The 19631-nt window shown below is 72.5% G+C and carries 9 protein-coding genes; 2 read left to right on the forward strand and 7 right to left on the reverse strand.

The window, feature by feature from the left end:
- Positions 1-12: 12 nt before the first annotated feature.
- The gene (locus tag ABT130_RS25760) at positions 13-1167 is read right to left on the reverse strand and encodes an alkaline phosphatase PhoX (protein ID WP_350959376.1); all 1155 of its coding nucleotides are present in this window, start codon (positions 1165-1167) and stop codon (positions 13-15) included.
- 372 nt (positions 1168-1539) lie between these two features.
- On the opposite strand from ABT130_RS25760, the gene ABT130_RS25765 reads away from it, so the two are divergent.
- Positions 1540-2295 (forward strand): SDR family NAD(P)-dependent oxidoreductase, encoded by a 756-nt coding sequence (locus tag ABT130_RS25765; RefSeq protein WP_350959379.1) that lies wholly within the window; start codon positions 1540-1542, stop codon positions 2293-2295.
- A gap of 112 nt (positions 2296-2407) precedes the next feature.
- On the opposite strand, the gene ABT130_RS25770 is transcribed toward ABT130_RS25765, so the two are convergent.
- Positions 2408-3244: a helix-turn-helix transcriptional regulator gene (locus tag ABT130_RS25770; RefSeq protein ID WP_350959382.1), complete on the reverse strand. Its 837-nt coding sequence runs from the start codon at positions 3242-3244 to the stop codon at positions 2408-2410.
- A 66-nt stretch (positions 3245-3310) separates the two neighbouring features.
- On the opposite strand from ABT130_RS25770, the gene ABT130_RS25775 reads away from it, so the two are divergent.
- Positions 3311-3721 carry a DUF2000 family protein gene (locus tag ABT130_RS25775; RefSeq protein WP_350959385.1) on the forward strand — a complete coding sequence of 137 codons (411 nt, stop codon included), beginning with the start codon at positions 3311-3313 and terminating at the stop codon, positions 3719-3721.
- A gap of 164 nt (positions 3722-3885) precedes the next feature.
- Here ABT130_RS25775 and ABT130_RS25780 read toward each other — a convergent pair whose 3' ends face one another.
- The 5 genes from ABT130_RS25780 to ABT130_RS25800 form a co-directional block, all read right to left on the reverse strand.
- A complete protein-coding gene (locus ABT130_RS25780) occupies positions 3886-4356 on the reverse strand; it encodes a hypothetical protein (protein ID WP_350959388.1) in 471 nt (156 codons plus the stop codon).
- Positions 4357-4593: 237 nt separating this feature from the next.
- A complete protein-coding gene (locus ABT130_RS25785; protein ID WP_350959391.1) occupies positions 4594-4899 on the reverse strand; it encodes a hypothetical protein in 306 nt (101 codons plus the stop codon).
- 119 nt (positions 4900-5018) lie between these two features.
- Positions 5019-6293 (reverse strand): lysine N(6)-hydroxylase/L-ornithine N(5)-oxygenase family protein, encoded by a 1275-nt coding sequence (locus tag ABT130_RS25790; protein ID WP_350923846.1) that lies wholly within the window; start codon positions 6291-6293, stop codon positions 5019-5021.
- Positions 6294-6366: 73 nt separating this feature from the next.
- On the reverse strand, positions 6367-7392 hold the full coding sequence (locus tag ABT130_RS25795; protein WP_350959394.1) for an iron-siderophore ABC transporter substrate-binding protein: 1026 nt from the start codon (positions 7390-7392) through the stop codon (positions 6367-6369).
- A 92-nt stretch (positions 7393-7484) separates the two neighbouring features.
- The gene (locus ABT130_RS25800) at positions 7485-19595 is read right to left on the reverse strand and encodes a non-ribosomal peptide synthetase (protein WP_350959397.1); all 12111 of its coding nucleotides are present in this window, start codon (positions 19593-19595) and stop codon (positions 7485-7487) included.
- Between the last annotated feature and the right edge of the window lie 36 nt (positions 19596-19631).

Genomic DNA, 19631 nt, shown 5'->3' on the forward strand with positions numbered 1-19631 from the left:
CCCGGCCGTCCCTCAGGTGCGGAACGGGCCGGTCACGCAGTAGGTGATCCCCCCGGAGGAGGAACCCGACGTGCCGCGCTGGGAGGAGAAGTACAGGCGATTGCCGGCGGGGGTGAAGGCCGGACCGGTGATCTCCGAGGATCCCTGGCCGCTGATGCGCAGGAACGGGGAGATGGTGTCGTTGGGAGTGATCAGGCAGATCTCCATGTTGCCACCGTCCTCGGCGACGTAGAGGTCGCCGAAGGTCGAGCCGGTGACGTTGTCCACGCCGGTCAGCGGCGCGGTGCCGGGGCTGACGAGGTTGTCGTCGTAGGCGAGCTCGTAGGTGCCGGCGGCGACGTTGACCTGCCAGACCCTGTTGTCACCCTTGGTGGTGAACCACACGGTGTCGCCCGCGTAGTGGCATCCCTCGCCACCGTTGAAGGACTTCGACCCGGAGACCTGGCTGCGGGTCGCGGTCGGAGAACCGTCGGGATCGGGAACGTTCGCCCAGGTGAAGGAGCCCGAGGTGGCCGAGCCCGCGCATAGCACCTGCAGCGTGCCCGAGGACAGGTCACCCCAGATGGTGGGGATGAAGCGGTAGAACCGCCCGTTGGTCTCGTCCTCGGTGAGGTAGACGACCTTGCGGACCGGGTCGGCGGCGGCCGCCTCGTGTTTGAAACGGCCCATGGCCGGGCGCTGTGTCGCCGCGCCGCCGAAGGGACGGGTTTCGTAGACGTAGCCGCGGTCGACCTCCTCGCATGACAGCCAGGTGTTCCACGGTGTCGCGCCGCCCGCGCAGTTCTGCCGGGTGCCCGACAGGATCGAGGTGGCCGAGACGGCGTTGCCCGCGGAGTCGAAGCGGATCGCCGAGGCGCCGCCGCCGGGGTTGATCTCCGAGTTGGACACGTAGATCCAGCCGCTGCCGTCGGCGAAGCAGGCACCGCCGTCGGGGGCGCTGTGCCAGGTGTAGGAGGTGCCGGGGACCACCTGACCGGATCGGGCGATCACCTGGCTGGTGAATCCGGCGGGGAGTTGGATGCCGTTGGCGTCGGCGGCCAGCAGAGGGCCGTAGGGACCTGCGGCGTTCTGAGCCGGGGCCGCGAGGGCGTCCTGCCAGAGGCTTCCGGTGAGGGCCAGGGTGCTCGTGCCGAGCACCGAGGCGCGAAGGAATGTGCGGCGTTCCATCAACGAACCTCCAGGGCGAGGATCAGCAGAACCACTTTCCAAGTGATCTCGACGATAGGAGCACCGGTGAACGGCCACCCGTGAATGTGGTTAACGGCACATGACCGGCATGTGCCGTTTGATCAGGGGAAGGGGGGCGGCGTTCCCCGGTCCGCCGCGCCGCGTCCGATCGGGTGCCAGAGGTCACCCGACCATTGACAAAATAAAATTTTATGTACAAGATTATTTTGCCCTTGAGGGGCGCGCGAGATTCGGGGCGGGGCGGCCGGGCCTCCGGCTCGTTCGCCGGGCGCATCGGTTCCGGCACGTGGGCGAAGGGCCGCTCCGGCGCTCGACATCCGGACGGGAGAACCACCAAACAGGAGGTACGAGATGTTGCTGGAGAGCAAGAACGCCGTGATCTACGGCGGGGGCGGGGGCATCGGCGGCGCGGTCGCCCGCGCCTTCGCCCGTGAGGGGGCGACCGTCTTCCTTGCCGGGCGCACCCTGGCGAGGCTGGAGAAGGTCGCCGAGGAGATCCGCGCCGCGGGCGGGGTGGCGCGGACGGCCGAGGTCGACGCGCTGGACGCGAGGATGGTCGACGAGCACGCCGACGCCGTGGCGGCGGAGGCCGGAAGCATAGACGTGTCCTTCAACCTGATCTCGCACGGCGATGTGCAGGGCACCCCGATGGCCGACATGTCGCTGGAAGACTACGAACGACCGGTCGTGACCGCGGTGAGGACGATGTTCCTGACCTCGCGGGCCGCCGCCCGCCACATGAGGCGGCAGGGCTCGGGGGTGATCCTGGCGTTCGGCGGCTCGGGCCACCCGCTGCGCGGCCACTACCTGGGAGGCATCCAGGCCGCGTTCGAAGCGATCGAATCCATGCGGAGGCAGCTGGCCTCCGAGCTCGGACCGCACGGCGTGCGCGTCGTGACCCTGCGCACCGGCGGCGTGCCCGAGACCCTCCCCGAGGGCTTCGAGGGGCGCGAGGCGATCGTCGAGGGAATCGAGAAGATGACGATGCTCGGACGGGCCGCGACGCTCGACGACGTGGGCAACGTGGCGGCCTTCGTCGCCTCCGACCGCGCTCGCGCCATGACCGCCGCCACCGCCAACATCAGCTGCGGCTCACTGATCGACTAGCCGTGGCCGGAGACCTTCGCCGGGATGGCGGCCGCTGACCGTCCAGGTCAGCAGGCGAAGCCCGCCGGAGGAATCCGGTGGGCCATGGTCCGGGCGGGCCGGCGATTCACCGTCAGCGGACGGCACGGCGGTAGACCCCTGGAGTGATGCCGTACCAGCGGACGAACCAGCGGGTCAGGTGGCTCTGGTCGGCGAAACCGGTCTCCGCGGCGACGTCCGCGATCGGCGTGCCCCGCGACAGCAGCCCGCGAGCCACGCGCAGGCGGACCTGCCGCTGGTACTCGCTCGGCGCCATCCCGTACACCGCCTGGAAGGCCCGGTAGACGGTGAACCTGCTGGATCCGGACACGGCGGCCAGGGAGTCGGCGGTGTGGTCGGTCCGGTAGTCGTCCTCGAGCAGTTCCGCCACGCGCTCGGCGACGCCCGCCGCACCCCGGCTCCCCGCCCGGAACCGCGGGCCCCTCGCGGCGGGGCCGCTGAGGGCCGCGCGGCGGACCAGGGCGGGGATGACCGCGTCCAGCAGCTCGTCGGCGACCAGGGCGGGGGCTCCGCCGAGGAGTGCTGCGTGCAGGCGGCCCAGCCCTCCGGCGAGCACCGGGTCGTGGACGATCGGCTCGGCGAACAGCGGCAGCCCGGCCGCGCGGCCCGCGAACCCGGCCAGCGCACCGGAGACGAGCTCGGGGCCGATGTGCACGATCCGGTAGGTGAAACCGAGCTCGTCGGCCGCCCGGCCGTCGTGCGGGTCGTCCGGGTTGAACGCCAGCACCATCCCCGCCGTGCTCGTGTGGCCCGATCCCCGGCAGGTGAACGCCTGCCGGCCGTCGTCGGTGATCCCGAAGGAGTAGGTCTCGTGGCTGTGCCGGTGGTAGGTGTGCCGCTCGAAGTGGGCGTGCATCGCCTCCAGCCCCGGCAGGGGCGAGCGCCAGTAGCGCGACCAGTCACCCGACATGAATCCATTCTGGTGCCGCACGAGCGTTCAAGACCCGGCGAGACGGGTCCGACGATGCTGCGGGACATGCGTTTCGACACGAAGATCGGCATTGTGGTGCGCGCGGACCTCGCCGTCTGGCAGAAGCTCAACGTCACCGCGTTCCTGGCGAGCGGCGTGGCCGGTGGCGGGCCCGAGGTGATGGGCGAGCCGTACGCCGACGGGTCCGGCAACCACTACCTGGCGATGTTCCGCCAGCCCGTCCTGGTCTACGCCGCGGACGGCCCCGGCCTCGCCGCGGCACACGCCCGCGCGCTGGCACGCGGGCTGGAGGTGGCCCTGTACACGGAGGAGCTGTTCAAGACCGACAACGACGAGGACAACAGGGCCGCGGTGCGCGCCGTGCCCTCCGATGAGCTCCGCCTGGTCGGGCTCGCGGTGCACGGGCCGCGCAACGGGGTCGACAAGGTGCTCAAGGGGCTCGCCCTCCACCCTTGAACCGGACGTCCCATCGCCCGACGGGGACGGAGCCGCTCGACGGCGTGCCCTGGTCCGGTGACGCCTCCGAACGTCCCGGTCACCGAACGAGCCCGCCGGAGGAGTCGCGCGGTGGGGTGAGCCTCCTTCGAACAGGTCGTCGTGTTCCGTTTCCGAGGCGCGCCTTAGCGCGGCCAGTTGGCGACGGTCTCGGCGCGGATGACGTCGACGTGGCAGTGCGAGGTTCTGCGCTTCCCACGGTCCAGCACGCAGACCCTGACGTCCACCCGGGTGATCTGCCCGTCCGAGGACAGCCTGAACAGGTCGTTCGCGTGGCAGGTCGAGCGCGGCCGGGCCCAGCCCGTACCGCCTCCGGTGTAGTGGAACCTGGCGCGGATGTAGGCGCAGTGGCCGCGGTGTCCGTCGCGGTCGTGGAGCGTCCCGGACACGGTGAACGTCTCGGCGCCGAAGTCCGTGATCCACACGTTGGCCCTGGCGTACCCGCCGTGCCCGCCCGCCGACCGGACCGGCCCCCAGTGGAGCAGGTCCCCGCTCGCCGCTCCCGCGGTCGCCTTCCCCGTCGCGGCCTCCGCCGCCACGGCCGGTCCTCCGGCGAGCAGCGCCGTCAACATCACACCGATCAATCCCTTACGCATGGCTAAAGGGATATCCCCGTCGACTTGGAAGCCTCTTGCGTCCGGCTTGTCCTGGAGCGAGCCCCGGGACGAGAAGAGCTCAGCCCGGCCCCGTCGACGGTGGAGGCCGGCCGCGGCTACCCGGACGGCCGCGCCGGGTGGCCGCCCGGCGCACCGCGGGAACCCCCGCGGTGCGCTTTTCCCAGTGTGGACGGCACGACCGCGCGCACCCGGTCCACGGTGTCACGGCTCCGCCGGTCAGGGCCTGGTGATCTGGGCGGGAGGTGTCCCCTCGGGCTTGGGAACCCGGATGGTGTCGGAGGGCTTCTCTCCCTTGCTGCGCGCGGTCAGAGTCGGATAGCAGTCGTAGTAGCAGTAGTAACGGTCGCAGTACCGCAGGTAGCAGATCCAGCCGTCCGCGGTCGTGTGCGAGCAGACGACCGCCGGTGCGGCCTGGGACGACGCGGCGTGGGCGCCGGTCGCGGGAAGCACGCCGAGCAGGCCGGCACCGGCCAGAACCGCCCCTGCCAGGCCGATGCGGGCACTGCGGATGAAGGTGTTCATGATCCTCCTCGGGTTATCTACGGAACACGACAACACCAAAGGTAATCATGTGAACACATGGAGTCACGTAGCCGATCGCCCCGTGTCGGGACGTTCGGCACCACCTTCCGGAACGCCGGTTACGGCTCGGCCCCCTGGGGGACCCCCGCCGAGCGCCGGGCGATGGAGCGCACGATCTCTCCGGTGCGGACGGCCGTCATGGACAGCAGCGAGGAGGCGATCCCGTGGGTGTCCTCGGTGGCCCCCTGGAGGTAGACGCCCCAGGTCCGGCCGGGGGCGGTGGCGACCCGGTAGTCGCGCTCCACCAGCAGCTCGCCCGTCTCACCCGTGAGGCAGTGCTCGCCCGCCTCGCCGAGCAGGTCTCGCGGGTCACGCTCGCGGTAGCCGGTCGCGCAGACGACCGCGTCGGCCTCGATCGTGCTCACCTCGCCCGTGGGCAGGAAGCACATCCTGACCCGGGCGCTGTCGCCGTCGTCGTCCACGCCGAGCAGACGGGAGGCGTTCAGCATGCGCAGCCGCTCGACGCCGGCGACCTTCTCCGCGTAGGAACGCCGGTAGAGCTCGTCGATGAGGTCGAGGTCCACCACCGAGTAGTTGGTGTTTCTGGAGTAGGCGAGCAGCATGCGCTTCACCTCCTCGGGGGCGGAGAAGAAGTGGTCGACGGCTTGGGGGTCGAAGATGCGGTTGGCGAAGGGGCTGTCGTCGGCCGGCGAGTAACCGTACCTGGTGAAGACGGCGCAGACCTCCGCGGACGGGTAGGTGCGGTGCAGGTGCTCGGCGGCCTCGGCCGCGCTCTGCCCTGCGCCGACCACGACGAACCGTCCCGGGACGCGCTCGCCGAGGGATTCGAGCCGGGCCAGCAGTTCCTCGGTGTGCCAGATCCGCTCACCCTGCCGCACGCCGTCGGGCAGCACGGGTTCCAGCCCGGCCGCGATCACGAGGTTGCGCGTCAGGCAGGTGTGCAGCTCGTCACCGCGCTCCACGACGACCTCCAGGGTGTCGTCGTCGTACGGGCGCACCGCGACGACCTCGGAGTCGTAGCGCACCAGACCGGCGAAGGAGGCGGCGACCCATTCCAGGTAGTCGTGGAACTCCAGCCGGGTGGGAAACATGGTCTTGTGGTTGATGAAGTCGATCAGCCTCCCCCTGTCCTGGAGGTAGGACAGAAAGGAGTAGGGGCTTGTGGGGTTGCGCAGGGTGACCAGGTCCTTGAGGAAGTGCACCTGCATCGTGGCGCCCTCGATGAGCATGTTGCGGTGCCAGCCGAACCTGGGTTGCCTCTCGAAGAAGACCGCGTTCACGCCGGAGCCGTGCTCCTCTTCCAGTGCCACCGCGAGCGCGAGGTTGGAAGGACCGAAACCGATGCCCACGACGTCATAGACCGGGCTCGACATGTTCGCCTCTCACATATTGAGGAGATGGTCCCCCGCCACCGAGGTGGCGGGGGGAAGGGGTGGGCGGGGTGTGTCAGGACGCGCCGACGGCCTTGGCCGCCTCGGCGACCCGTGGCACGACCTGGTCGATCACGTGGGGGACCGCCAGCGGCGTCGGCGTGCGCAGCGGCCAGAACGCGGTGAGGTCCAGTGGCACGTAGGAGCCCCGCCTGACCACGTCGAGGCCGGCGAAGAGCTTGTTGGCCTCGATCTTCTTCTGCGTGGCGGCGTCGTCGTTGTAGTGGCTGAGCAGCAGGTCGACGTCGAGGACCTTGACCTTCTCCATGCTCAGCTCGGCCGCGAAGCCGTCGCCGGGAAGCGTCCTGATCTCCTCGGGCAGTACCAGCCCGAACTGCTCGAAGAGCTGGACACTGATGTCGGTGTCGGACTTCAGCACGCCGATGTTCCCCGAGGGGAAGACGCTGGTCAGCGCGAATTTCTTGCCGGCCAGCTCGGGATAGGTGGTCTTGACCGAGTCGATTCTCGCTTCGACGTCGGTGACGAGCTTCTCGCCCTCGTCGGCCTTGCCGACCGCCTTGGCGACCTGGCGGGCCACCGTCTGCCAGGAGTCCTCGGCGGGGCCGGTCTCGTAGGCGGTGGTCGGCGCGAGCTGGGAGAGGTTGGCGTACTCCTTGTCGATGTAGTAGTCGCCGCCCGCGAGGATCAGGTCGGGCTTGAGCGCGGCGATCTGCTCCAGCGAGAAACCCGACTCACCGGCCTTCAGCAGCGTCGGCTTGGCCCCGGAGATCCTGGGCGCGGTCCAGGGGGCGAGCCCGTCGGCCTGGATGCCGGTCAGTTCGGCCATGGCGATCGGCTGCACGCCCAGGGCGAGCAGGGTGTCCTGGTCGACCTCGCCGAGGGCGACGATGCGCTGGGGGGCGGATTCGATCGTGGTGGTGCCGAGCTTGTGCGTGATGGTGACCGGGAATCCGGAGGCGGCCTGGGTCGCGGAGGCGCTCGCGGCGGGCTGTTCGCCGCCGTCACCGGCGCACGCGCCCACCAGGCCGAGGCCCAGCAGCAGCGTTCCTGTCGCGGCCAGGCGGCGCATCGTGTCGCGCATGGGTATGGGTGTCCTTCCAGAGCCGGTAAGGGCTCTAAAGATTAGGTAAGGCTAACCTAACTTAGCAATCTTTGAAGGCCGTGTGAAGCGCCTTATTCCAGCCGGTTCACGAGTTCGGCGACGGTCTGGGCGGTCATGAGCGTCGCGATCTTCATTCCGGCGCAGCCCGGCTCCCTGCGGATCCGGCGCACCAGTTCCATGGCGAGCAGCGAGTGACCGCCCAGTTCGAAGAAGTTGTCGTGCGGCCCGACCGCGTCCACCTCCAGGACCTCGGCGAACGCCCGGCACAGCAGCGCCTCGCGGTCGTCGTCGCGCCGGACGACATGCCCGGCGCCGGCCTGGGTGACCGTACGGGCCTCGAGTGCCACCGGCAGGTCGCTCAGCCGCGTCTCCGGGTCGTCCGCGACGGCCTCCAGCACGTCGAGGAGCGCGCGGAGCATCGTGTCGATCGTGGCCGGTTCGAACAGGTCGGCCGAGTAGTCGACGACGAGATGGAGTTCCTCGGCCCGCTCCCTGAAGATGAAGTCCAGGTCGAACTTGGCCGCGGGCGGGCTGAAGAGCGCCTCCCGCTGCCGCAGCCCGGGGAAGCGCACCTCGCCCATGGCCTGGTTCTCGTAGCCGACCATCACCTGGAAGAGCGGGTTGCGGCCGGGCACCCGGGGTGGCCGCAGCGCCTCGACGAGCGCCTCGAACGGCAGGTCCTGGTTGGCCAGACCGGCCAGGTCGGTGTCGCGGACGCGGGCGAGCAGTTCGGCGAAGGAGGGGTCGCCCGAGGCGTCGGCGCGGAGCACGAGCGTGTTGACGAAGAAGCCGACCAGGTCACCGGCCGCCTCGTCGGTGCGGCCCGCGACGGGACTGCCCAGCGGGATGTCATCCCCCGCGCCCGCGCGGTGCAGCAGCGCGGCGACCGCGCTCTGGCAGACCATGAACATGCTCCCCTGGGCCCCGCGCGCGAGCCCGCGGAGCCGCTCGACCAGCGCCTGGGGCAGTCGCCTGGTCACGGTCGCGCCGCGCTGGCCGACGGTGGCCGGCCTGGGCCGGTCCACCGGCAGCGGGATCTCCGCCGGCATGCCCGACAGCGCCTTCGCCCAGTAGGCGAGCTGGCGGGCGTGCGGGCTGCCCGGGTCAACCGGATCGCCGAGCAGCTCACGCTGCCAGAGCGTGTAGTCGGCGTACTGCACCGCGGGGGGCTCCCCCGCGGGCGCCGCTCCGTCCAGCCGCGCGGCGTAGGCCCGCGCCACGTCCCTGGCGAACGGCCCGAAGGACCACTCGTCGAACGCGATGTGGTGGAAGACCGCGAGCAGTAGGTGCTCGTTCTCCCCCTCCGGGATGAGCGCGACCCGCAGCGGGATCTGGGTGGCCAGATCGAACGGGCGCGCGATCACCTCCCCCGGCGGGCGGGTCGTGATCTCCAGGGCGGGGCGTGCCGACTCCGGCGGCAGGACCCGCTGGTATGGCACGCCCTCGTGCTCGGCGAAGACGGTCCGCAGGCTCTCGTGCCTGGCCGTCACGTCGCCGAGCGCGGCCTCCAGCGCGGCCACGTCGATCTCGCCGCTCAGCCGCACGGCCAGCGGCAGGTGGTACGCCTCGCGGGGCCCCTCGTCCTCGCGCAGGATCTGGTCGAGCAGCCAGAGCCGGCGCTGCGCGTACGACATCGGGATGCGTTCGGGACGCCGCCGGGGAGTCAGCGGGGGCCTGAGCGCGACACCGGCCCTGTCGTGCAACCGGGTGGCGAGCTCGGCGACGTTCGGCGCCTCGAACAGGTCCCGGATCGCGAGCTCGGCGCGGAGCACCGCGCGGACCCTGCCGACCAGCCGGGTCGCCAGCAGCGAGTGCCCGCCCAGCTCGAAGAAGTTGTCGTCGATCCCGACGCCGGCGACGTCGAGCACCTCGCCGAAGAGCGTGCACAGCAGCTGTTCCACGGCGGTCCTGGCGGCGCGGCCACTGCCGCGCGGCCCCTGCCGGTCGGGGGCGGGCAGTGCCCGCCGGTCCAGCTTGCCGTTGACGGTCAGCGGGAGCGCGTCCAGCGTCATGACCGCGCTCGGCACCATGTAGCCGGGCAGCCGCCGCCTGAGCCCCTCGCGCACCCGGGCGGCGAGCGCCCCGTGGTCGCGGGCCGCCGCCGGGTTGTTCGCGTACGACGCGGGCCTGCGCTCCGGATCGGCCGGCAGGAAGGCGGCCCCGCCGCCGAAGACCGCGTCGTAGTGACCGATCTCGGCCGAGGGGGTGGTCACCACGCCTGGGTCGAGCGCGTACAGCAGTTCGGGTTCGACGCCCCGCGGGGATGCCCGCAGCAGCTCGCGCGCCTCCCCCGCGAAGGCCCCGCCCTCGATCGCGCGTAGCGCGGCGAGCTCGGCGGAGAGCCTGGGATCGGGGATGGCACGCACCCTGAGCGGCCCGGGAAGACCGCCGGACAGCCGGCCGGCCAGGTCGTCGAGGCCCGCCCAGTCCACGACGGAGGCCTCGGCGGGGAGCACGGTGGGGGGCTCGGCGGGTGACTTCCAGAGTGTCACGTCGTAGCGGTGCCTGCTGAGCTCGTTGTGGTGGACGCCGCGCTTGGTACGGACCTCCACCCGCGCGGCCAGGTCGAGGGCGGCGAAGAACGCGGGGTCGAGGAGGAGTTCCTTCTCCATCCGCACCGCCCGGTCGATCGCCGCCGCACCGATGTCGGCGCCGCCGGCGCCCTCCCTGCCGAGCTGGATCGCCGCGTGCAGGCAGCGCACCGACCGCAGGTCGCGCACGTCGCCGATGAACAGCGCACCACCGGGGGCGAGCAGGTCCATCGCGGCGGCGATCACGTCGGCGAGGTATCCGGCACCCGGGAAGTACTGGACCACGGAGTTGACGACCACCGTGTCGAAGTGACCGGCGGGCAACCCCGCGGTGTCGTGAGCGGGCCGGCAGCTCAGGCGTACCGGCGAGTCGGGGCCGAGGTCCGCCTGGAGCTTGGCGATGACGGGGGCCGCGAAGTCGGTACCCCAGTACTCCTCGCAACCGGGGGCGAGCCGCGACAGCAGCAGGCCGGTGCCGACGCCGATCTCCAGCACCCGCCGGGGGTTGAGGTCCTGGATGCGGGCCACCGTGGTGTCGCGCCACTCGCGCATGTGCGCAAGCGGGATGGGCAGCCCGTCGTAGCTGCTGTCCCAGCCCGCGAAGTCCTCGGTGTGGACCGCCGTGCCGATCTCGGTGTACTCGGCGTCGTAGATCTGCCGCCACTCCGCCAGGTGCTCGCGCTCGGCGTCGGGCCGCGCGGCGCCGTCGGGCACCACGTAGCCGATGAGGCGCTTCACACCGGGCACGTCGGTGCCGACCGCGATGACGGCCGCCTGCCCGACGCCGGGCTCGGCCGCCAGCGCGCTCTCGACCTCCTCAAGCTCGACCCGGTAGCCGCGGATCTTCACCTGCTCGTCGGTACGGCCCAGGAAGTCGATGTTGCCGTCCTGGCGCACCCGTACGAGGTCGCCGGTCCGGTACATCCGGCCGCCGCCGAAGGGATCGGCCACGAACCGTTCGGCGGTCAGGCCAGGCCGGTCGAGGTAGCCTCGGGCCAGGCCCGCGCCCGCGATGTAGAGCTCTCCCGGCGCGCCCGGCGGCACCTGCCGCAGCCAGCCGTCGAGCACGTAGCCGCGGGTGTTCCAGATCGGCCTGCCGACCGTGGGCGTGGCGCTGTCCTCGGTGCCGCCGCCCAGCGTGTTGATCGTGTACTCGGTCGGGCCGTAGAGGTTGTAGCCGAGCACCCCCTCGGCCTGCGCGAGCCGGTCCCAGACCGCCACGGGGACGGCCTCGCCGCCCAGCAGCACGAGCGGCGGGCGGTGCTCCCCTTCCAGCAGTCCCTCCTCCAGGAGCTGCTGCGCGTAGGTCGGCGTCACGTTGATCACGTCGATCCGGTGACGCCGCAGGTATTCGGTGAGCGCCTCGGCGTCGCGCCGCAGCTCCTCGTCGCAGACGTGCACCTCGTGGCCCTCGATGAGCCAGAGCAGTTCCTCCCACGACATGTCGAAGGAGAACGACACGGTGTGGGCGATCCGCAACCGGCGCCCGGCCGAGGCCACCACCGGGTCGAAGATGTTGGCCCGGTGGTTGAACTGCATGTTGGTCAGCCCCCGGTAGGGGGTGACCACCCCCTTGGGGCGCCCGGTGGAGCCGGAGGTGTAGATCACGTACGCCGGATGGTCCAGCCGGCCCGGCACGTCCCTGCCGAAATCGGGTAGTTCCTCCCCGGTCAGCCCGGTGCCGGGCAGCGTGGCCAGCCTCGCCCGTACGGCCGGGTCGTCGAGCAGGATCGAGTCACCCGGGCAGGTCAGTCCGGCGGCGATGTCGCGGTGCGAGACCAGGCAGACCGGGGCGGCGTCGGCCAGCATGAAGTCGAGCCGCTCGGCCGGATAGTCCAGCTCCAGGGGCAGGTAGGCGGCGCCCGTCTTGAGCACCGCGAACAGCGCGACGACCATCTCCGCCGACCGGGGCAGTGCCAGGGCGACCACCCGCTCGGGGCCCGCTCCGTGCGCCCTGAGCAGCCTGGCCAGGCGGTTGACGGCGGCGTCCAGCTCGGCGTAGGTGAGCCGCACGTCGGGCTGGGAGACCAGGGCGAGCTCGTGCGGGGTGCGCTCGGCCTGCTCGGCGAGCAGCTCGGCGATGGTGAGGTCGGGCACCGGCCGTTCGGCCTCGGCCCAGTCCCGGCGCAGCCGGTCGTGCTCGCCGGGCAGGAGCAGGTCGAGCCGGTGGCAGGGGGTCTCGGGCGCGGCGGCGAGCGTCTCCAGGACCCGCACGTACCGGTCGGTGAGCCGTTCGGTCTCGGCCTCGGTGAAGGCGTCGCCCCGGTACATGACGCGCAGGCCCGCACCGGGCTCGACGACCATGGTGATCGGGTAGTGGGTCGCGTCGCGGACCTGGCGGCCGAGCACCCGCACGTCGCCTCCGGGGCCGAAGCCGCGGTCGGTGGGCATGCCGGGGAAGTTCTGGAACACGAAGAGGGTGTCGAAGAGGGTCCCGAGGCCCGTCACCCGCTGCACGTCGGCGAGCGCGACGTAGGAGTGGTCGAACAGCTCCGACTGGAAGGTCTGCGTCCGTTCCAGCACGGCGCGCAGCGGGTCCGCCGCGCCGGCCCGCACCCGGACGGGGACCGTGTTGAACAGCAGCCCGACGACGGACTCGACGCCGTCGACGTCGGGGTGGCGACCGGACACCGAGACGCCGAAGACCACGTCGTCACGGCCGGTGAGGCCTGCCAGCAGCAGTCCCCAGGCACTCTCGTACAGGGCGGCGAGGGTGAGCCCGGACTCTCGGGCGAGGGCACCGAGCCGGGCGGTGAGGCCCTCGGGCAGCGTGCGGTGGATCTCCCCGGCACCGGCGAGGTCGGCGGGGCGGTCGGCCGACTCGGGCCTGAGCAGAGTCGGCTCGTCGAGCCCGTCCAGAGCGCGGCCCCAGGACTTGAGCGCGGCCTGCCGGTCCTGCCCGTTCACCCAGTCGAGGTAGGCGTGGAAACCGACCACGGGGCGGTCCCGCTCGGCGTCGGCGTCGGTGTAGAACTCCAGCAGCGAGGTGACCAGCAGGCCACCCGACCAGCCGTCCAGCAGGATCAGCTCGGAGGTGAGCACCAGCCGGAAGTCGTCCTCGCCCACCCTGGCCAGCGCGAAGCGGATCAGCGGCGGGGAGTCGGGGACGAACGGCCGGGCGCGCTGTGCCTCGACGAACGCCTCCAGCGCCTCCGCCTCGCCGGTCTCGGCATAGGTCCAGTCGACCTCGAACCGCTCCGGGACGAACTGCACGGCCCGGCCGCCGTCGGTGCGGAACCCGGCCCGCAGGTTGGGGAACTTCAGCAGCACCTGGCGCGCGGCCCCGGCGAGGCGGCCGGGGTCGACGGGCCCTGACAGGGTCACCACGGCCTGCTGGACGTAGACGTCGCGGTCCTCACCGGCCAGCATCAGGTGGAACAGCAGCCCTTCCTGCAGCGGCGAGAGCGGCAGCTCGGCCCGCAACTCGGACGACCCGCCCGAGGGCGGCGTCACGGTCCCGCCGGGGGCGCCGAGCGGGGGTGCGGTGCCGGCCGTCACGCCCTCGGGGTGAGCCCGCGCGACGTCGGCGGGCGCAGCACCGGGCACGTCACCGGGCGCATCACCGGGCAGGGCCACCGCGATCCGGGCCAGGGCCTCGACGGTACGCGACCGGAAGACGTCGCGGACCGTGAAGGAGAGACCCGCGCGGCGGGCGCGTCCCACGAGCAGGGCCGCGCTGATGCTGTCGCCGCCGGTGCGGAAGAAGTCGTCGTCGGCGTTGACGCCGTCCCGCCCGAGGGTCTCGGCGACGAGCCCGGCGAGGCCGCGCTCGGCGTCGGTCCGCGGCGCCCTGCCCTCGCGGGCCGCGGGCTCGGGCAGCGCCCGCCGATCCAGCTTGCCGTTGGGAGTGAGCGGTAGCCGGTCGAGGCCGACGAGCACGGCGGGGACCAGGTAGTCCGGCAGGATCTCGCCGAGCCCGGCGTGCAGCGCGTCGAGGTCGAGGCCGGTCTCACCCACGACGTAGCCGACCAGGCGCGGGCCCGAGCGGGCCGCCACGGCCGCCTGCCGCACGCCGGGCCGGGCGGCGAGCACCGCCTCGACCTCACCGGGTTCGACGCGGAAGCCACGGATCTTGATCTGGTCGTCGGCCCTGCCCAGGAAGTCCAGGGTGCCGTCGCGGCGGCGGCGCACCCGGTCGCCGGTGCGGTAGAGCCTCGAGCCCGGCGGGCCGAAGGGGTTGGCCACGAACCGCTCGGCGGTGCGGGCCGGGTCACCGAGATATCCGCGCGCCAGGCCGTCTCCGGCCAGGTAGAGCTCGCCGACCGGCATCTCGCGGAGCCCGGCGTCCAGCACGTACGCGACGGTGTTGGCGATCGGGGCCAGCCCGCCGCCGCCCTCGGCGATCAGGCTGTCCCCGGCCGCCTCCGAGCAGCCGTACAGGTTGACCAGCCGGGCGGGGACCCGCTCGGCCAGGGCGGCGGGCAGGGCCTCGCCGCTGCTCACCCACGTGGTCACGGAGCCGAGCTCCCCGGTCTCCAGGAGCGCGGCCAGCAGGCTCGGCACGACGGTCACCAGGTTCACCCCGTGGCCGCGGATCAGCTCGGCCAGGGCGAGCGCGTCGGTGGCGGTCTCGTCGTCCGCGACGACGACGGTGTCACCGGCGATGAGGCCGCCGAGCAGTTCGGTGCTGCCGTCGATGAAGGCCGGGGAGCTCTTGGCCACCCTCACGCCAGCCGCGGCGAGATCGGCACCCCAGGCGAGCCGGTTGGCCAGCGCCCGCTGGGTCCCGACGACGGCCTTGGGCGTCCCGGTGGACCCCGAGGTGAAGATCACGTACGCGGGGTGGTCGGGGTGGGGCCGGGACCGGGCGCGGGGCGGCGCGTCCAGGGGCGGCTCGTCGGCGCCGACCACCAGCAGGGGCCGGGCGACTCCGAGCATCATCTCGATCCGGGAGCGGGGATAGGTCGTGTCGATGGGCAGGTAGGCCGCACCGGTCTTGAGCACGGCGAGCAGCGCCACGACGAACTCGGCCGAGCGGGGCAGCGCGATCGCGACGATCTTCTCGGGGCCCGCTCCCGCGGCGGCGAGCCGGTCGGCGAGGGCCTCGGCCCGCTCGTCCAGTTCGGCGTAGCCGAGCGCGGTTCCGCCGCAGACGACGGCCGTGGCGTGCGGGGTGCGCGCCACCTGTGCCTCGATCCGCTCGGCGACGGTGAGCGGGGGGAACTCGCGGACGGTGTCGGGCCTGGTGACCGGGGCGCCGAGCGACGACAGGCGCCGCGCCGGATCCTCGGTGACCCGATCGAGCAGTTCGCCGAGATCGGTGAGCAGGCCGGTGACGGTCCCGGCGTCGAAGAGGTCGGTGGCGTAGGCGACGAACCCCTCGATCCGCTCCTCGCCCTCGGCGAAGTAGATGTCCAGGTCGAACTTGACGCCACCGGTCTCGGGCAGGAACGGCTCGGCGCGCACGCCGGGCAGCCACAGTCGCACGTCCTCCAGCCGCTGGTGGACGATCATCACCTGGAACAGCGGGCTGCGGGCGAGCGAGCGCTCCGGCGCGAGCCGCTCCACGACCTGCTCGAACGGCACGTCGGAGTTGGAGAACGCGGCCAGGTCGGTGTGCCGGACCCGCTCAAGCAGTTCGGTGAAGGTCGGGTCCCCCGACAGGTCGGTGCGGAGCACGACGAGGTTGACGAACACCCCGACCAGGTCCGCGAGGTCCGCGTCCGTCCGGCCCGCGATGGGCGAGCCGAGCGCCACGTCGTCGCCCGCGCCCGCCCGGTGCAGGAGCGCGGCCACGGCGGCGTGCAGGACCATGAACACGCTGGTTCCGGTCTCCAGGGCCAGCCTGCGCGCACCGGCCAGCGGCAGCTCGAACGAGGCCAGCCCGCCCCGGTGGCTCGCCTCGGCGGGCCGGGGCCGGTCGGCCGGTGGCGTGCTCTCCTCGGGCAGGTCGTGGAGCGTCCGCTCCCAGAAGGCGAGCTGGTCGGCGAACTCGGCGGTCCGGCTCTGCCAGACGGCGTAGTCGGCGTACTGCACGGGCAGCGGGGCCCAGTCCGGCGCGGTGCCCGCGCCGCGGGCGGTGTAGGCACGAGACAGGTCGGCGAGCAGCGGCGTGAACGACCACTCGTCGGCGGCGGCGTGGTGCTGGAGCACGACCAGGACGGACTCCTCGGCGGAGACACGCAGCAGGGTCGCCTGGATCGGCAGGTCGGCACCGAGGTCGAAGACGTGCGAGGCGGCCCGCGCCTCGGCAGCGCGCAGCCGCTCCTCGGTCCAGCCGCGTGCGTCCACCACGTCGAACGCGACCCCGCCGGCCTTCAGGACACGCTGAACCGGCAACCCGTCGGGGCCCTCCACCAGCAGGGTGCGCAGCGCCTCGTGCCGTGCCACGACGTCGCCGAACGCGGCGCGCAGCGCGTCGACGTCGACCGGGCCGCGCAGGCGCAGGCCGAGCGGGAGCGCGTCGGCGGCCGATGGGCCGCGCAGCCGCTCCTCGAACCAGAAGCCGCGCTGGGCCGCCGAGGCGGGGACGACCTCGGGTCTGGTCACGTCGCGCACCCTCGGCCGGGTGCCCCGCACCAGCCTGGGCGCCAGCGTGGCGACGGTGGGCGCCTCGAAGACGTCGGCGATGGTGAGCTCGGCGTCGAGCGTGGCGCGCACCCGGCCGGCGAGGCGGGTGGCCAGCAGGGAGTGGCCGCCCAGCGCGAAGAAGTCGTCGTCGATGCCGACCGTCTTCAGGCCGAGCGTCTCGGCGAAGACCGCGCAGAGCGCCGCCTCTCGGTCGTCGCGCGGCCCCCGGCTCGACACCTGGACCTCGGGTGCGGGCAGTGCGGCCCGGTCGAGCTTGCCGTTGACGGTCCGCGGCAGTTCCTCAAGGGTGACCATCGCACCGGGCAGCATGTATTCGGGCAGCACTCTGGCCGCGGCGGCCCGCAGGTCCGCCTCCCGGAAGCCGGGGCGCGGCACGACGTAGGCGACGAGTCTCCGCTCGCCCGGGCTGTCCTCGCGGACCACGACGGCGACCCGCACGACACCGGGGTGGGCGGCGAGCACGGCCTGCACCTCGTCGGGCTCGATCCGGAATCCGCGGATCTTCACCTGGTCGTCGCCGCGCCCCAGGTACTCCAGCGACCCGTCGCGGCTCCAGCGGGCCAGGTCCCCGGTTCGGTACATGCGCTCGCCCGGCGGGCCGAAGGGGTCGGCGACGAAGCGTTCCGCGGTCAGATGCGGGCGGCCTGCGTAGCCGCGGGCCAGCTGCTCGCCCGCGAGGTAGAGCTCCCCGGGGACGCCGACCGGCGCGGGGCGCAGCGCGGGATCCAGGACGTACGCGCGGGTGTTGGGGAACGGGCGGCCGATCCCCGTCGCCGGCAGGTCGGCGGAGGTCGCCCAGATGGTCGCCTCGGTCGGTCCGTACACGTTGACCGCCGACGCCGCCACCGAGTGGAGGGTCCCGGCGAGCGCGGCCGGCAGGGCCTCGCCGCCGACGAGCACCCGCAGCCCGGCGAGGGCGGCCGGCTCCAGCGAGCCCAGCAGCGACGGGGTGCCCTGGACGATGGTCGCCCCGGCGAGCAGGCCGCCCAGCGCCGCGGGGTCGCGCACGGTCGCGCGTCCGGCCAGCACGACGGTCGCGCCGCTGATCAGCGGTATGTACAGCTCCAGCGCCGCGATGTCGAAGGCGATCGTGGTCACCGCGACGAGCCGGTCGGCGGCGCCCAGGGCCAGGCGCTCCCGCATCGTGAGCAGGAATGCGGTGAGCGCGGAGTGCGGGATGGCCACGCCCTTGGGGCGGCCGGTCGAGCCCGAGGTGTAGATGACGTACGCCAGGTCGCCGCCTCGGGCCGGGTGTGACGGCTCCGGCTCGGGCAGCGCCCCGGACGGTGTCAGCACGGCGGTTCCCTCCGGGAGGAGGGCGGCGGTCTCCGCAGTCGCGATCACGCAGAGCGGGTCCGCGTCCTGGATCATGTAGGCCAGCCGGTCGGCCGGGTGGTCGGTGTCCAGCGGCAGGTAGGCGGCGCCGGACTTCAGCACGGCCAGCAGCGCGACCACCAGGTCCGGGGTACGGGGCAGGGCCAGCGCGACGACCCGGTCAGGTCCCGCGCCACGCTCGCGCAGCAGCCGGGCGAGGCCCGAGGCCCGCCGGTCCAGCTCCGCGTAGGTGAGCGTGCCCGGCTCACCGTCGGCCCCACCGTCGACCCCACCTTCGACGGCGACCGCGTCCGGGGTGCGCGCGACCTGCTCCTCGAACAGGGAGGTCACCGTCGTGTCCTGGACGGGACACGCGGTGTCGTTCCACTCCGCCAGCAGGGCCAGCTCGTCCGCGCCGAGCAGCTCCAGGTCGGCGATCCGCAGGTCCGGGCAGCTCAGCGCGCTCTCAAGCAGCGTCTCCAGGTGGACCAGGAGCGCGTCGACGCGCTCGTCGTCGAACAGCTCGCGCCGGAAGGTGGCCTCGACGGTCATGCCCTGTGGCCTGACGAATGCCTCAAGCGACAGGTCGAAGTGGGTGGTGCCGTTGTGGATGTGCGTCCAGCTCGTGGTGACGCCCGGCAGGTCCAGGTCGCCGATCTCCTGAGTGAGGAAGAGCAGCATGGTGTCGAAGAACGGCGACCTGCCGCGCTGCCGGGCGGGCCGCAACTCCTGGACGATCGTGTCGTACGGCAGCGTCCGGTGGGCGAACCCCTCGGTGCAGGTGTCACGGACCCGGTGCAGGACCTCGCGGAAGGTGGGCGTGCCGGACAGGTCGGTGCGGAGCACGAGGGTGTTGCCGAAGTTGCCGGCCAGCCGCTCGATCTCGGTGTGCTCGCGGTTCATGACCGCCGAGCCGATCGCGATGTCGGTGGCGCCGGTGTAGCGGTGCAGCAGCACCGCGTGGGCGGCGAGCATCACCATGTACGGGGTGACGTTCTCAGCGGCGGCCAGCTTCCGCATCCCCTCGGTGACCGCGTCGTCGAAACGGCGGGCCCGGCGTCCGCCCCGCTCGGAGACGGTCGCGCCCCGTGGGCGGTCGGCGGGCAGGTCGAGGGGCGCGGGCGGCGGGTCGAGGCGCCGCCGCCAGTAGTCCATCTCCTCTGGAGAGTGCGGGCGGCCCTGTTCCCAGGCGGCGAAGTCCGGATACTGGACGGTCAGCGTGGGAAGACCGTCGGGCTCCCCCAGGACGGCGGCCCGGTACATCGCCGACAGGTCGCGCGAGAGCGAACCCCAGGTCATGCCGTCCCAGGCGATGTGGTGCACGACCAGGACGAGGGCGTACCTTCGCGCGTCGAGCCGGAGCAGTTCCAGCCGGATCGGCCTCTCGACGCGCAGGTCGAAGGGGAGCGCCGCGAGTCGCCCGGCGCGCGCCTCGGCGTCGGCGCAGTCGCGCACCGGAAGGTCGAGGGAGTCGTCGGCGAGGACGTGCTGCACCGGCCCGTTCTCGTCATGGTCGTCGTAGACGGTGCGCAGCACCGCGTGGCGGCGGATGAGGGCGCGCAGCGCCTCGCGCAGCGCCTCCGGGTCGAGCTCACCCGACATGTGCACCAGCAGGCAGACGTTGTAGGCCGGGCTGCTGGGAAACGTCCGGTGGTGCAGCCACATGCTCTGCTGCGCGTAGGACAGCGGTGCGGGATCGCCGGACCCGCGTGGGACGATCCGGTCCCTGCCGGGGCTGAGCCCCGCCTCGGCCATCATCCGCCGCATCAGTTCGCGCCGCCGTGCGACGTCCTGCTGTTCCCGCACGCTCAACTCTTTCTTTGTGGGTCCGGGGGCCGGACA

The sequence above is a fragment of the Streptosporangium sp. NPDC001681 genome (assembly GCF_040298085.1).
Lineage (GTDB): Bacteria > Actinomycetota > Actinomycetes > Streptosporangiales > Streptosporangiaceae > Streptosporangium.

Excerpts from the sequence above, each read along its gene's own strand:
- ABT130_RS25785 (WP_350959391.1), bottom strand. The coding sequence starts at position 4,899 with ATGAACACCTTCATCCGCAGTGCCCGCATCGGCCTGGCAGGGGCGGTT.
- ABT130_RS25780 (WP_350959388.1), bottom strand. The coding sequence starts at position 4,356 with ATGCGTAAGGGATTGATCGGTGTGATGTTGACGGCGCTGCTCGCCGGA.
- ABT130_RS25765 (WP_350959379.1), top strand. The coding sequence starts at position 1,540 with ATGTTGCTGGAGAGCAAGAACGCCGTGATCTACGGCGGGGGCGGGGGC.
- ABT130_RS25795 (WP_350959394.1), bottom strand. The coding sequence starts at position 7,392 with ATGCGCGACACGATGCGCCGCCTGGCCGCGACAGGAACGCTGCTGCTG.
- ABT130_RS25775 (WP_350959385.1), top strand. The coding sequence starts at position 3,311 with ATGCGTTTCGACACGAAGATCGGCATTGTGGTGCGCGCGGACCTCGCC.
- ABT130_RS25760 (WP_350959376.1), bottom strand. The coding sequence starts at position 1,167 with ATGGAACGCCGCACATTCCTTCGCGCCTCGGTGCTCGGCACGAGCACC.
- ABT130_RS25790 (WP_350923846.1), bottom strand. The coding sequence starts at position 6,293 with ATGTCGAGCCCGGTCTATGACGTCGTGGGCATCGGTTTCGGTCCTTCC.
- ABT130_RS25770 (WP_350959382.1), bottom strand. The coding sequence starts at position 3,244 with ATGTCGGGTGACTGGTCGCGCTACTGGCGCTCGCCCCTGCCGGGGCTG.